We start from the raw sequence: 15605 nt of genomic DNA, 5'->3' as shown, positions 1-15605 counted from the left end.
TCGGCGCCCGACTGCGCATTGTTCGTATGACGGGTACGCTCGTTCAGTTCGTCGTAGACATAGGTGTCGAGCAGATAGGTGCCGTCGCTGCGGACAGCGTGTAGCTCACATCGCCACTGTTGCGCGCCGCGTGATCGACCCCCAGAAGGCGGTTGTCCAAGGTCGTAAGGTCAGTAAGTGACTCTGACCCCTTTTCCAGGACAAGCAAAGCTGTTGACCCAGGGACGGCCCCTTTAGACCACATGCACGAGACAGGCACGCCTCCATATCGACGGCAGTAAACGTCGGCGCCGGCCCCACGCGGTTGGCTTTATTGAAAGATGATCGGCAGGTTGCGACTTTGGCTAAGCCTCGCCAGATTGATCAGACGATCGAGGAGCGGCTCGCCATCCACATCGAAGAAACAGTCATACAGGCTATTGATCCTCAGCCCAAAGCTCTTCGCTACCTGCTTCTGCCAGTCTGAGCTCAACGAGATCGGTGGCCGATGACGGAACTCATCGCTGATCGTCTCAAGCTCTTTTTCCAGCTGAGCGGATTCCTCTGGGGACCACTTACCATCACAGTCGGAATGTAGAATCAGCGTAGGGTATTTCGAGCCAGCAACTCCATCTTCCAGCTCTTTAACCACAGCATTTCGGAAGATGCTGAAATCCGAGTAGGCGCCGACCTCCACGCCATCCAGTTCGTCGCCATTGTCGAATATTGTCAGATACAAGCCCATCAGTTTCTCACGAAGCTTATGTTGCGGGGATATTCTTTGGCGAGAGCCTTCAGGTCAGCATGCACTTTGCATTCCTTGGGAACGTCGATGACAAGCTTCTTCTGCTCTTGAACAGCACGATAGGCTAAAAGGCGTATTTGGTAGGTGGCTCGCAACTCGGAAACCTTCTTTATAAGTACAAGCTTTTCAAACGTTTCACCATCAGGTCGCGCACCCCGCGCGACTTGCTGTTTAGTCATTTTAAAATTCATTTTCCACTCCAATGGGCTGAGTAATATTCAGGCTAAGGCTTTGACGGCGTCTTCACGGTCACACCCCACCTATCGAGCCAATTCTGGAACGTCGGGTTCACCGGCCGCGCCGTCTCGATCGTAAACGGTCCCGGCTCAAATCCGGAAGGTGGCTTATACGAGAAGTAAGTTTGCAAGCGAAGCTGGTATGTCGATTCCAACGTGTCCGTTCCGCCCTTGACCTCAAGATACCCACCTTCTGTGGAGTCGAAGATCGTTCCAACGGGCTTTCCGGTGGACGTGTATTTCACATCACCTACAATGACTTTGAATGCCGAACTGTCCATGTCAGCCTGCGTCGGCCGCCAAAGCTTAGTATTCTTTGGAAGACCCAACTGCGAAAGCCTATCAGCTTCGTAGGCAGTACCAGCTTCCAACTGCACCGGTACTGCACTGTCTGCGGCTAAGGGAACTTCAGCCACCGCCGGCTCGGAAGTTAACGCCGTGGCGCCACGAGCGGGCATGGCGAGTACCATTGCCAAGTTTATGTCATTGTTTGTGGCATTTGTGCCTTCCTCATGAGACATCTCCTCGTAATGACCGCTACGCCAGCTATCATACACGTATCTTTGCGCCGGCATTCCGATGGCGCGGAAACCATAGTCGATGCCGCGAGCCATTGGCTTGGTAACTACGTTAATGGCTCCGGAAAACGCAGACAAAAGATAGCCAACCGTGCCTGCGGTTTCGCCCACGGTCGATCTAGCCAATTGAACGCCTGCATGGCCAATCGTGCTTAGGTTGGGCGTCGTCCAGGCGGCTGTGTAGGCCGACCTCCAGGCTGCGGCCGAGCTGTAATAGAGCGCGAGAGATTGTATTGCTGGCTCCTGGTAGTCTCTTACTACCGTTGCCCAAAGTCCGGTCGGCTCGACGTCGCCTTCTACCATTTCAGAGCTATATGAATTGGTAGCCGGAATGACCGGCAGTCGTGTTTCAATGTTTGCTCCGTCTTGAGCACCCAGTGAAATATTATAGGTCTGAAGAGGAGCTCTCGTTCCGCGCACAACGACTTCGGGATCCAAGGATACGGTTTCATCTCGTCGTACGGCTGATTCCGAATTCAAGAACCAGTCCGGGAAAGCGCTGGCCGACCTTCCTACAGTATTCGTACCATTGAAATAATAGTGAGCTCCATTCTCATCGGCTATGAGCGTGACGCCGCCTCTTCCGACGTTGTATAGAATAGTGTCGCCATTACTATTTACAGCCTTTAGCTGTTGCGTCCCTTCACCGTACACCCAAACTCCGTTCTTAAGTTGCCGTCCGTCAGGTGCTCCTGGTCCGGCATAATCGAAACTATGATCTATTGGCGTCCCATCACCAGGGCGATCGCCAGGATCGTAAACGCTTTCCATGGTGCTGGCGAGACCCGCAAGAGGATCAGACGTTTCTGGATCGTCACTAGACTTCGCATCGGAAGGAGCTTTTTGAACAGTATCGCTTCCGCCCTGTTCCTCGAACTGGCTTTGCTTGATACCATCCCCGATCATCCCGCCGATGGTACTGCCGATCGCTTCCGGTAATTGCGCCATCGCGCTCTTGCCGAAGCTGTCGTGCGTCAGGATCATCTGCGTCGTGGTCTGGGCAAGGAAGGCGGCAGTGCCCACAAGCCCCCGCCCTACCGGGGTCAGGGTTCCGTCCTTGTTGAAGATCCCGCCGTCGATATTGTCTTGTCCCCAGTCTTCCGCCAGCTTCGCGGCCCCGGCGCCCGCGCCCGAAACCGCAACCGCCGTCCAGTCGAACTTCTTCTGAAGCCCGTAGGCCATGTTGACGCCCTGCTGGATAACACTGGCGGCTGCGCCCTGGGCCACGGCCGCCCAGTCGCCCGCGGCGTTCTGAGCCGCGCCCGCGGCATCGCCGGGTGTCTGCGGGAGCGACAAGCCATCCAGTATCCCAGCCGTCGTCATGGCGGCCTTGACCTCGGTCCAGTTGAACTTCTTCTGGTTGCCGACGAGAATCTCGACGCCCTGGCGCGAAGCATCGGCCAGTCCCGCCGAAAGCTCGGGCGGCAACATCCACGTCACCGCGCGAACGACATAGGACACCACCATCGCGATGACGTCCCCGACGAACCCGCAGCCGCTGGCGCGCTGCGGCGGCTGCGGCTGGGTGGGCTTGGTGTTGCCCATGGTGTCGGCGGGGTCGTACACCTTGAAGGTCGAAGCGTTGTTATGGACATTGGCCGGCTTGGCCGGGATGCGCAGGGTCTGCCCGGCGCTCAGCGTCGTATCGGCATACAGCCCGTTGGCATCCGCCAGGATGTACCACAGGCTGGAATCCCCCCACAGGTTCTGCGCCACGTCCTGCAGGCTTTCCCCGCCCAGCGCCGTGAAGCTCGATGTCGACTGGTCGAGCGTGGCGGCATTGTACGCCTCGTAATTGATGTCGATATTGCCCGCCAGGTTGCCCGCCGGCGTCGTGTAGTCGAACGTCGTCCACGCCTGCGTCACCGTGGTCGAGCTGGCCTTGTCGTTGGCCAGCTGCTGCGCATAGTCGATCCGGTCGGACAGGCTGTCCGTGCCCACATCCCCGATCGCGTGTTCGCCCAGGTAGAAGAAGTCGCGCCCCGCGCCGCCGGTGTAGTTGCCCGTCTGCGCCGACACGTACCATTCCCGCCGCGACACCACCTGCCCCGCCATGTCGGTCTGGTAGAAGATCTTCCGGTTCACCCCCGTGTCCTGAAGCTCGTACAGGAAGCCGTCGCCGTCGTACGAATAGACGGAATTGCCCGTCGTCTGCCCCGTCGCCGTCACCGTCGCCGTCTTGGCCGAGGTCCACCAGGCATAGCTGTACGTCGTCTCGGTCGAGGGCTGAGAGGTGGTTCCCTTGTACTGGTCGGACTTGGAGTGCGTGATCACCCCGATGTCCTGGCCCGTGTAGGTGCTGCCGTTCAACAGCTTGTAGTCGTTGTGGATCACGCTCTTATAGGTGACCGCCGTGCCGTTCTCGGTGCCGTAGGTATAGTCCGTTTCGTCCGTCACCCGCCCGTCGCCGTCATAGCTCATGTGCCGCGTCTCAAGCGTCGAGCCGTCGGCGTTATTTTCGACGTAGTCGGTGTTGCGGCCCAACAGGTCGTTCGTCCGCGTCACGCGCTGCACCGCCGCCCCCAGCGAGCCGTTGCTCATGGTCGCTATGGTGAGGCCCGTCACATAGCCGTCGGCGCTGTACTGATAGACCTCTCGGTGACCGTCACTGGCATAGGTCGCCGAATGCCGCTGGCCGTCAACGTCGTACTCAATGACCACCCCGCCGCTGATAACCCCGGCCGAAAGCGAACCGCCCGTCAGCACGAAGCGGTTCATGCTGTCGTACTTGTACCAGTCCGTCGAGGACGTCGTGCCGCCGCGGATCGTGTAGGAACTCTTGACGCTGCGGCGGTTGCCGTTGGCGTCGTAGGTATAGACGATGTCGCTCTTGCCGTCCTTGTATTCCGTCACACGGTTCAGCGCGTCGTAGCTGATCCCCGCGTTTTCCGTGAAGGTCGACGTCGTCCCCGTCTTGAAATAGGTCTCGCGCACGCGGTTGCCGTCGTTGTCGTAGGCATAGACCGACTTCATCGTCACCACGGCCGCCGCCGTCGTGTCCGACTGCGACACCGAATATGGGTCCGACGCATAGTCGCGGTGCGAGGTGTCGACAATCGTCGCCACCTGGCCCGCCACGGTATAGGTGTAGTCGACCTCGCCGCCGCCGGTCGTGTTCTGCTGCACCGTCACCCGCGCCGCCTTGTCGTAGGTGAAGCTGGTCGCATGCGCCCCGAAGTCCGAACTGCTCAGCACCTTGCTGAAATAGTCGCTGACATAAGACGCCACCTGCCCCCACGCATTCGTCGTGCGGGTCCAGTGCCCGTCGTCCGTCTGGCCGGCCGTCACCCGCGTCGTCGCCGTCCCCGCCGTCCACGCATAGCCGTAGCTCGTGATCTGGCTGCCGAAGGTCACGGTCTTGCTGACCCGCCCTTGCAGGTCGTAATCGGTCGTCTCGGCGCCCGACTGCGCATTGTTCGTGTGACGGGTACGCTCGTTCAGTTCGTCGTAGACATAGGTGTCGAGCAGATAGGTGCCGTCGCTGCGGACAGCGTGCTTGACGCTGGTCAGACGATTGTCGCCGTCATAGGTGTTGTGGGTGAGTGCGCCGAGCGCGTCCGTGGCGTCGGTCAGGTTGCCGAAGGCGTCGTAGGCATTGGTGACGACGCCCGTGTCGGGATTGAACTGCTTGACCGTCAAGGCGGCGTTGCCGTCATATCCCGTTCCCGCCTGGAGCGTCTGGGTCGTCAGGTTGCCGTTGGCATCCTTGTGACCGACCTGGCGGCCGGACCGGTCGTAGTAGTAATAGTCCGTCGGATTTACAGTCGAGGCGGCACCGGTTTCGCTGACGCTGGTCACGCTCGCGGCGGTCTTCTGGATAAGGTCGCCGAGGACGTCGTAGTAGAATTGCGTGGTGTTTCCGTTGGCGTCCGTCTGGCTTTGGATATCTCCAAAGGCGGTAAAGGCCTGGGTGCTGTCGACATAGGCCTTAGGCGCGGCGTTGGTATTGAGCTGCCACTGGGCGCCGCTGGCCGCCGCGGTAAAGGCGGCCCGGCTGCTGAAGGCGGTCGCGATCGTCGGGGTGGCGCCGGCGCTGGCGAAATTGAGCACGCCGCTCTTGGCTTCGCAAATCCGGCCGGACGCATCGGTGGCCTGGTAGACGAGATCCCAGTTCCCGGTTGCGGTGCTGAAGGGGGCCTGGTTGAAATTGCAGGTGAACCCGCCGGAGATCGGATTGCCGTTTGCGTCGTAGAGCGATGTCGTGCCAACCAGCGTGTAGTTGCCCGATCCCGACTGGCGGGCATAGACCTGCAAGGTCGTCGCCAGGGCGTCCACGCCCTGGATCTGCAGGTTCGATCCGGCAGGGGTCGTGTTTGTTACCGGAGCGTTGGCCGCGCCGCTGATATAGTACCGGGTCTGCCCGTCCAAAAGCGTCACGGTCGACGAGCCGACGGTCTGTGTCACGGTGACCGTGTACCAGTATCCCTGCGTGGTGGTGGATGGCGGATAGGTTATCCTCTCGGTACTGCCAAGGCGGACCGAGCCTGCATCCTGGTCAAAGCTATAGCTATAGGTGTTGCTGTCGCCAATGGTTCCGCTCGAATTGATCAGCACGTGGATCTTGCCGGCGCCGGGCACCTGCGTAATGCTGGGCGAACTCAACTGAATCTGGATATCCGTGGTGTAGCTGGAGGTCGAACTGCCGCCGCCGTCCGTCTGGATGACATTGATCGAGTTCGGCGAAACCGTGACGTCGCTGACGCTGACATTGGTGCCATTGCTGGTCAGGGCGTTCGGCTTCTTGACCGTGGTCAGTTCGTTGCGGCCGTCGTAAAGATTGATAGTGCTGGCCGTCCCGCTGGCCGCCACCGCGCCGGCCAGGTTGGTGACGCTGCGCAGGTCGGTGACGCCCAGGCTCTGCATTTGCAGGGTAACGTTGCCGTTGGCGTCGTAGCCATAAACCTTTGTGGCCCCGCCGTCGGAATTGCTGCGCCAAACGCGTCCCGCCGCGTCGAAGTCCGCGAACTCCTGCGCCTTGTTGAGCGCGCCGCCGGTATTGGTGCCGCGCGCCACCACCTCGCCATAGGCGTCGTAATAGGCGTCGGTCGTCGTGTCGCCGACCACCCAGGCCGATGCCGGCTTCGACAGTTTGAACGTCGATGTCACCTGCCCCTTGGCGTCGTAGACCGTACCGGTGGCTTCATTCACCTTCGTCGTCGTGTCCGACAAGGTGCGCGTCCACGACTGGAACGTCGTGTTGCCGTTGGCGTCATAGCCGTAGTTGACCACGGTCAACGCCGCATCGGTCTTTGTCTTCAGGCGTCCGCCTTGCGTATAGTCGTACTGGTACGTCGTGGTGTGCGTCGTTCCGGATTGCACATCGTTGGCCGAACTGGTCAGAACGTTGCCGAGCGCATCATAGGTGGTCGTCGTCACCAGCTTGGCTGTGGTGGCGTCGGCCGTTATCACCTGCGAGAGGCGCCCCATCTTGTCGTAGATATAGCTGGTGATATCATTGGTCGCCTCGGTCTTCTTGGTCACCTCGCCGAGGGCATTGTATTCGAAGGCCACGGTGGCGACGCCGTTGGTCGTTGTCGACAACGCGCCGGTAGTCGAGTCGACCGCGGAGTAGGTCAGCCCGCCACGCGCCTCGGTCTTGCGCTGGCCGTTGTGGTCGTACGTGTAGGTCGTCGTGCGATCGTCGCCGCTGGTGGCGGGGGCCGCGGGCTTGGCGCCGCCGGCGGTCAGCCCGCTCATGACGGTCGTGCCTAAGACCGTGGCGTACTGCGTCTGCGACACCACATTGCCTTCGGCGTCGAGCACGTAGCTCGTCATATAGCCGGCGGCATCGACCTCGTCGGTCTTGCGGCCGATGTTGTCGTACCAGGCATAGGACTTGTTGCCGTTGGCGTCGACCGTCATGACGGCATTGCCGTCCGCGTCGTATTGCGTATGCGTCGTCAGGGTCGTCGACGCGGCCGCCTTCCAGGCGCCGCTCGTCGTGTCCCAGGCGCCGTTGACCACACCCAGGACCTGTGTATCCGTCCGGCGATTGTCGTTGTCGTAGAGGTAGGTGGTCTGGCGGTACAGCCCATCGGCCGGTGATGGCTGCGAAGCGGTCGTGATCGTGCCCGTCACAGCCGTCTGATAGGCCAATTGGTATTGGACATTGTTCGCCGCATCATAAATCCAGGTTGTCAGGTATTTCAGCGCGTCGACCTGACCGACTTTCCGGTTCTGGTGGTCGTAATAAGAGTAGGTGGTGTTGCCGTTGGCGTCCTGTGCCGAGGTCTGGTTTCCGCGCTTGTCGTAGGTAAAGTTCTGCGTCGGCGTCACGGTCGAAGTCGCTCCCATGGCCGTCGTCACGGTTACCGTGTCGCCGGTTTGCTGGGTCAGATGGTCTTCGGCGTCATAGATGTAGGTGGTGGTCCGCTGCTGCGTCGTGCCCCAGGCCTCGTACATGCGCGACCGGTTGCCGAAGGCGTCGTAGTCGTACTTGGTGGTAAGGGTTGCCAGGCCTGGCGTGGCCGTCGATCCCGGGACGTCCTGCTGCTTCAGTTGCCCGCGCAGGTCGTAATAAGAGTAGGTCGTCGCGCCCAACGCGTTCTGCACCGATGCCTGTTCGCCGAAGGCGGTATAGGTATAGGCCGTCTGGTTGCCATTGCCATCGACCGAGGTCTTCAGACTGCCGTCGTTATAGTAGGTGAACGAAGTCTTGTTGTCGGTTTGCGCATTGAAGCTCATGGTCGGCTTAGGATCGTTGACCGAAGTCACGGTCGCCTTGCCGGCATAGCGGATCACGCTCAAGACCTTGCCGTTGATGTCATAGGTCTTTTCGGTGACATAGCCCATCGCGTCGACAGCCATGGTCTGCTGGCCGCGGTTGTCGTAATAGAAATAGCCGGTCTTGTTGTTGGGATCCTTGACCGAGGTCACCTCGCCAAACGCATTATAGGTATTGGTCGTGACGGCGTTCGTGCCGTCGACCGTCGTCAGCACGCGCCCAGCATTGTCGTAGGTATAGGTGACGGAGTTGCTCCGCCCATCTGTCTTTTGGTAGACCCAGCCCTGCGCATAATAGCTGATCGACGTCTGTACGGCCTCGCTCGTGCCATAGGCGACGGTTGTCGACGTCAACCGGCCATCGTTGTCATAGCCATATTTCGTCGTCGCCGCATCGGACGTGCCGTATGCCGCTGTGGTCGTACTGAGGCGCCCGAAGGTGTCGTAGACGTTGTGCGTGGTGGCGATCGGATCGGCGACGTCTGTCAGCCGGCCCATGAGGTCGTAGGTGTACGACGTAACCCGCGAACTGGTCCCGGTCAGGTCGGCGTACTGCGTCTTGGTCTTGACGCGGCCGTCGATGTCGTAAGTGTATTTGGTCTGGTAGCCGAGGGCGTCGGTGCTGATATCCATGCGCCCATTGTTGTCATAATGGGCCGACGTCGTCCGGTTGCCGGTATCGGATGCGTGCGCCGAGGCCCACGTATTCATCGTCGCCAGAGACTGGACAGAGGTTATCGCGTTCGTCGTCGCATAGCGCACGGTCTGTGTGACGCGGCCGAAGATATCGTACGTATAGCCCGTCACGGCGCCGGCGGGATCGATGACGAAGGCTTTGCGGCCCGCGGCGTCGTAGGCGATATTGGTGACCACAGCGGTTGACGGCGGCGGCTCAGGCAGCGACGTCGCCACCGTCCCCAGGGCATAGTGGACTTCGCGCACCACACGATCGTCGAGGTCGTAGGTATAGCCTGTGACATAGCCCGCCGCATCGGTCGTCGTCGCCAGACGGCCTGCCGTATCATAGGTATTCGTCGTCGTCCGGTTATTGCCGTCATTGGCAATGGCGTTGCTATTGGCGCTCAACCACGCCTGCATCTGCGCCTGGCTCTGGGCGCCTGTCGAGGTATTCACAGCGGCGTACTGGACCGCTTTCGTGACATTACCCTCGCCATCGTAGGTGTAGCCGGTCACCGCACCCGCGGGATCGATGACGAAGGCTTTGCGCCCGGCGGCGTCGTAGGCATAGCGGATCACTTCGGACCCGGCCGGGGGCGTCGCCGGTAAGGGCGACGCCGACGTTCCCGTCGGATACCGGACCTGTTGCACGACGCGGTCGTTATTATCGTAAGTGTAGCCCGTGATATAGTTGTCGGGATCGATCGTATAGCTGACGCGTCCGGCGGCGTCGTAATACGTCCAGGTGTTGAGACTGCCGGAGCCGTTGGCGCTGGCCCAGGTCTTCATCTGGTCCAGGGTCTGCACGCCCGTATTGCCGTTCGCCACGGCGAACTGCTGCGTCCGCGTTATCCGTCCGTCATTGTCGTAGGTGTATCCCGTTACCGCGCCCATGGCGTCGATGACGAAGGCCTTGCGCCCGCCGTCATCATAGGCGTAGCGCGTAACTTCCGAACCGGTGGGCAGCGGGGACGACGTCGGGGGCGGAACCGACGTTCCGGCCGGGTAGCGAACCTCTTGCAGGACGCGGCCCTCGTTGTCGTAGCTATAGCCGACGACAGAGTTAGCGGGATCGATCGTATAGTCCGCCCGGCCGTCGGCGTCGTAGTGGGTCGAGCTGTTGAGACTGCCCGAGGCGTTCGCGGCCCCCCAGGCCTGCATCTGCGCGTATGTCTGGGCGCCGGAATTGGTGAATTTCACCGCATATTGCTGCGTACGTGTCACCCGTCCGTCGTTGTCGTAGTTGTAGCCGGTGACCCCGCCCATCGGGTCGATGACATAGGCCAGGCGGTCGGCGGCGTCATAGGTGTAGCGCGTGACGCTGCCGGCCGGCGAGGTCTGGGTGACGGTCCGGCCGGCCAGGTCATAGGTCCAGGCCGTCGTCAGGTTCAGTCGGCCTGTGCCGTAATCGACGTATTGGTGAAGCTTATGACCATCAGCGTCGTAGTCGTATTTGGTGACGATATTGGCAGGGTCGGTAACGGTCACCGTCTGGCCCTTGCCGTCGAAGGCCCAGGTGGTGGTCAACGCCAGCCCGCCCGATGCGCTGTCCACGGTCTGGGAATACACCCGTGCCGCCGCGTCGTAGGCATAGCTGGTCGTGATGCCGCGGGCGTCGACCACCCTGGTCATTACATCGGCGCTGCTGTAGTCGCGCGTGACGACATTCCCGTTGGCATCGGTCGTCTTGTACAGATTGCCGTCGGCATCGTAGTCCCAGGTGGTGATCGCGCCCGTGCCGTCGACGATCTTCACCGTCTGGCCGTAGGCGTTCTTCGTCGTCGTCGTGACGATGGTGTTCTGATCCGTGACCGTGATCTGGCGGTCGAACAGACTGTAGCTATAGGTCGTCTGCTTGCCGTTTCTGTCGCTGACCGTCTTCACATGGCCGAAGCTATCGTATGTGTAGCTGGTCGCCTTGTTGAGGCCATCGGTGTCCGTCTTGACCTGTCCGGTGCGGAAATAGGTCCAGGCCTCGACATTGCTTTGCGGATCAGTGACCTGCCGTGTCCGCCCGAAAGCGTCGTAGTCGTAGGTTGTAAGCAGTGCGAGCCCGCCGACATCGGCCGTTGAAGTCTTCAGCAGGCCCCGACGGTTATAGGTCTTGTTCGTCTGGGTCGTAATGCCGGCGGACAAGGGATCGATCTGGCTGGTTGCGTCCCCGAAGGCATCGTAGCCATAGGTTGTCGTGGCGCTGAGCGCATCGACCGTATCGGCCACCGTCCCGGTGACGTTATAATCGACGTGGATGCGGTTGTCGGTAGCGCTCGCAATCGCGGCAATCGACGCGGTCAGCGCCGGGGTTATGGCGCCCCCCGTCAATCCCGAAAGGGCCACCTTGGCGGTGTAGGAAACGGTGTCGCTTTTCTCGCCGAAGGTGTCGTAGCCGTACTGCGTGACCCCGCCCGTCCCGTCGATCTGGTAGGTCAGGCGTCCGTCGGCATCGTAGTAGAACAGCGTCCGGCGACTGTCGGAATCGGTCCGGCTGATCAGGCGTCCCGCCACGTCATACCCATAGCTGATCTGGCTGCCGGCCCATATGCTGTCGATCTGCGCCTGTGTGGGATTCGCCCCCAGTGCCGCCAGTGCCGCCGATCCTCGTCCCGTCAGCTCGGCGATCTTGCGTCCCAGGCCGTCGTACTTGATCGTCGATGTGCGGCCGTCCGCCCCGCCCGAAGCGGAGCTCGAACTCGCCGTGGCTTGGCTGATCAGGTTGTACGTGTTGTCGTAGGTGTAGGTCGTCGTCTCGACCGCCCCGCCCGTCAGCGTCACGCTCTTCGTCAGGACGTGGCCATATTGGTCGTAGGTCAGGCTGGTGATCTCGAGCGTGCCTGACGGCGCCGGCAGGCCGGCATAGGTCGGCGGGGTCGCGATCAGGGTGGCGGTGCTGATCACCTGCCCCCTGGTGACCGTTCCGACGTTGCCCGCCGCCGTATAACCGTCGTAGCGCGTGGTGTTGCCCTCGCCATCGATCTCGGCCCGCAACAGGCCGCGACCGTCATAGACCCACCAGTGGTAGATATCGTCTGAAGATGTCGTCGCTTCGGCCTGCAACTGGGCCAGCGTGCCGCTCGCCCAGTCCGAAGACTGGGTCTGGGTGGCGTGGGCAATCGTCCGGACCTTGCGGCCGCCGGCATCGTAGACGACCTCTGTAAGGTAACCTTCTGCGTCGAGGGTGGCGACCACCTGGCCGTCGTTGTTGTAGAAGGTGCGCGTCGTGCGGTCATGGGCGGCATCGGCCGCCGGCAGGACGATGGCCGTCGGTGCCATGGTTTTGAAGCCCGCCACGGACAGAAGAGTGGCGTAGGCCGTCGTCGCGATCAAACGGTTGGCGGCATCATATTTATAGGCTGTGACCGCACCCTGAGCGTCGATATCCTCGACCCGGCGCCCGGCGGCGTCGTAGACGGTCCAACTCCAGCGGTCGCTCGCCGAGGTGGCCGGCGTAATGCCGGGCAACCTGACCGGCGCTGAGCTCGCGCTCTCATTGGCCAGCAGCGACAATTGTGCTGCCGTCAGCTTCGTTGCGTAGGCTGTCGTGCTGACCACCTGGCCGTTGGCATTGTAGGCATAGGTGACGATCGCGCCGTCCGCCGCCACATCGGCGACCTTGCGGCCAAGCGTGTCGTAGACGTAATAGGTCGATAGGCCGGTCGGATCGGTCGTGCGGATGAGGTTTCCGACCGAATCGTAGGCATAGGTCGTGGTCGCGGTCAGGCCGCCGCCGCTGGTGGTGTCCGTGACGCTGATCAGTTCGCCGGCCTTGTCGTAGGTCGATGTCCTGATCGTGCCGTTGGCCAGGGTCACCGCTGCCTGCAGGCCTGATGCCGTATTCGTATAGATGGTCTGGGTGAGATTGTTGTTATAGTCGGTGGCGCTGAGCGTGCGGCCAAGGCCGTCATAGACATAGGCCTCGGTCGCCGACGAACTCGACAGCTTCTTGCTGGTCAGCAGGCCCGCCTGGTCATAGACATAGGTCGTCGTGCTGGCGGTTGACGAGACACCGTTGCCGCTGCTGTCGGTCTGGCCGTAAGCCGTCACCGTCGCCACAAGACCTCGCGCATCGTAGGTCGTATCGGTGCGCTGCGTCTGAGTCTTATCGACGCCGGCGGACGAAACCCAGCTGTCCATCGTCGCCGATGTCGGCGTGCCGGCCGTCGTATAGACATTGCCGGTATAGCGGATGGTGCTCTTCTGCGTCCCGTTGGTATTGTAGAGGTACTGCGTCACGTCGCCGGCCGGGCTGATCGTATAGAGCAGGCGGCTGGCGGAATCGTAGACGTAGCGTGTGATCAGCGGCGCCGACGAATTGGCCGCCTCGGTCTTTGAAACAAGCTGGTTGCCGGTGTAGGCGTACGTCGTCCGGTTCCCTAAGCCGTCTGTCATCGACACCCGATTGCCGTTGGAGTCGTAGGTGTAGACGTAGGAAGGCGCAGGGGTTGTGTTTATAGACGAGATGGCTGTTACGGACGGTCGAGCGATCGCCACATTCAGCGGTCCGCTGCCATCGGCGGTCGCCTGGACGGCCAGCTCTACCTGATATGCACCCGCGGGAACCCGAACTGTGCCATATCCATAATTGGCTGTCGAAAGGCCGCTGGCCCCAAGGGTCCCGCCGGAGCCGATCGTACTGATCAGAGTGCTGCTGATAAATGTCCCGTTGGCGGTAAACCATGACGCATAGAGGCTGACTCCGCTGGCCCCGGTGCTCGCCGTAAAGGCACTCAAGGCAACGACCTGATCGGGAACAACGGCGGTAAGGGTTTGCGTCCCCTGTCCGAGGTTCATTTTCCAGCCGGACGCCGGAGTGGATGTGGTCTGGCGACGATAGACGTTGATACCGCCATCCACCTCCGTCGATTGCGTCGTCGCGACAGTGTTATTGCTGGTCCCCAGATCGCTCCAGTTTTGAGTGATGTTGGTGAAGTTGGCGTCGCCGCTGGTCCCTCCCACGGTAATGACCGTTGGCTGGGCAATGGCTACGCTCACGGGTCCTGTTCCATCGGCGACGGCGTAGACATACAGTTCCGCATAAGCGGCGCCCGCCCGAGGCATTAATGTTCCGCTTGTGAACGTAGCGGCGGACAAACCGTTGGCATCCAGCGTTCCGCCCGGGACGATCGTGCCGACGACATCGCCTGCAAAGGCGGCGCCGCTGGCATCACGCCAGAGAACGCACAGGTTCATCGCGCTTACATGCGCACTGGCCGTGTAGACACTGAACTGAATGTTTTGGCCCTGCGCGACGGCTGCCAGCGCGGCGCCCTGCTGCCCCAGCCTCATGACCCAATTTGCGGGCGGCGTCGTCGTCGTTGTCGTCCGGCGATAGACGTCTGCACTCCCGTCGATCTCGGTCGTTTGCGTTGTCGTGACGCCGGGATCGCTGCTTTCGCTCCAGTTCGTGGTGAGGCTGGTAAAGTTGGGATCGCCGACCGAGCCACTGTAGGTCAGATTGCCATTGGCATCGTAAGCAAACAGCATCCCTGGCTCAGGCGATGACGAAGGCGGAATCAGCTGAACAAGCCGGCTATTACTATCGTAGACCAGGGTGGTGGCATTCCCCTGCTGGTCGGTGACCATCGTCCGCCCGGTGCCGTAGGTCAGATAGCTGGCATTGGTGACGCCCGAAGCCGTCGTCTGCGTAAGGCTGGCGACACGTCCTGAGCCATCATAGGAAATCGCCAGGCTGGTGCCGTCGCTCTCGCTGATCGTCCCGATAAGGTTGCTGCTGTTGATATAGGTGTAGGTCGTGACGTAGGTCTTGCCGTCGCTGACCGAATTGTCGTTGGGGCTAAGGTCAGTCGTAACGGTGGTCAGCCGGTTCAATCCATCATAGCCGTAACGCACCCGAGTTTCCGTCTGCAGTCCCGAGGCGTTGGTATAGCTGGTGACAATCGAGGTCAGCAGCGATCCTGTATAGACGAAGCTGGTATAGTCGCCGTTCGCCGTGGTGATCTTCGTAAGCTGCGAACCGGTATAGGTGTAGACCAGGGAATTGTTGGATGCATCCGTCGACTGGATCAGCCGTCCGCCATTGGCGTTGTCGTAGGTATCGACGGTGCGGGTCTTGCCGTCCTGCCAGTACCACTTGCTGGTGGAGCTGTTGTACGACAGCGTATCATAGGCGCCGCCCATCTCGTTGCCGATATAGACGCCAGACGTCGTGTCATAGGTATAGACGACGGCGCTGCCGTCCGCGGTTGTGTGCGTGATCGTGCTGCCGGAGGTGTTGACCGTGCCGGTCAGCCCGCCCACCTTGCGCTGGTAATTTTCCTGCCAGCCGTTCGCGGTCAGAGTGCTCTGGCTGTTGTAGGTATCGATGATGGCGTCGTCGAGCCCGACGCCGAACAGCATCTCGTCCTGGCTCTGGATGACAAGGTTGCCGTTGGCGGCATTGACGATCACGTCGCTGCCGTTCTGCCCCAGCTTGGAGGTCCCGATCTCGCCCTGGCTGCCCAGCACCGACAAAGACGATTTGACCAGACCTTGTCCACTGCCCGTGACGATCGCGACCATATGAGCCCCCTGAACCTGAAGCTCCACGCCGGACCTTCTTGTACTTCACAGAACTCAATCGGCCGTTTCCGGATTTTGTTTAGCGATCAG

At 61.0% G+C, this 15605-nt stretch carries 3 protein-coding genes; all 3 read right to left on the bottom strand.

The features are described 5' to 3' along the window. Positions 1 to 310: 310 nt before the first annotated feature. Genes AB8717_RS20320 through AB8717_RS20310 form a run of 3 tightly spaced genes read right to left on the bottom strand, consistent with a single transcriptional unit; the run spans position 311 to position 15515 of the window. Complete coding sequence (locus tag AB8717_RS20320) at positions 311 to 724, bottom strand: Imm70 family immunity protein (RefSeq protein WP_443751345.1); 414 nt, start codon at positions 722 to 724, stop codon at positions 311 to 313. Beyond that, positions 724 to 975: a hypothetical protein gene (locus tag AB8717_RS20315; protein WP_443751344.1), complete on the bottom strand. Its 252-nt coding sequence runs from the start codon at positions 973 to 975 to the stop codon at positions 724 to 726. The genes AB8717_RS20320 and AB8717_RS20315 overlap by 1 nt, the downstream gene beginning before the upstream one ends. A gap of 32 nt (positions 976 to 1007) precedes the next feature. Next, positions 1008 to 15515 carry a hypothetical protein gene (locus tag AB8717_RS20310; RefSeq protein WP_443751343.1) on the bottom strand — a complete coding sequence of 4836 codons (14508 nt, stop codon included), beginning with the start codon at positions 15513 to 15515 and terminating at the stop codon, positions 1008 to 1010. Positions 15516 to 15605 lie beyond the last annotated feature (90 nt).

It is taken from the genome of Asticcacaulis solisilvae (assembly GCF_052327315.1).
Taxonomy (GTDB): domain Bacteria; phylum Pseudomonadota; class Alphaproteobacteria; order Caulobacterales; family Caulobacteraceae; genus Asticcacaulis; species Asticcacaulis solisilvae_B.
The sequence above is the reverse complement of the archived record's forward strand: the minus strand, read 5'-3'. Positions and strand labels throughout refer to the sequence as shown.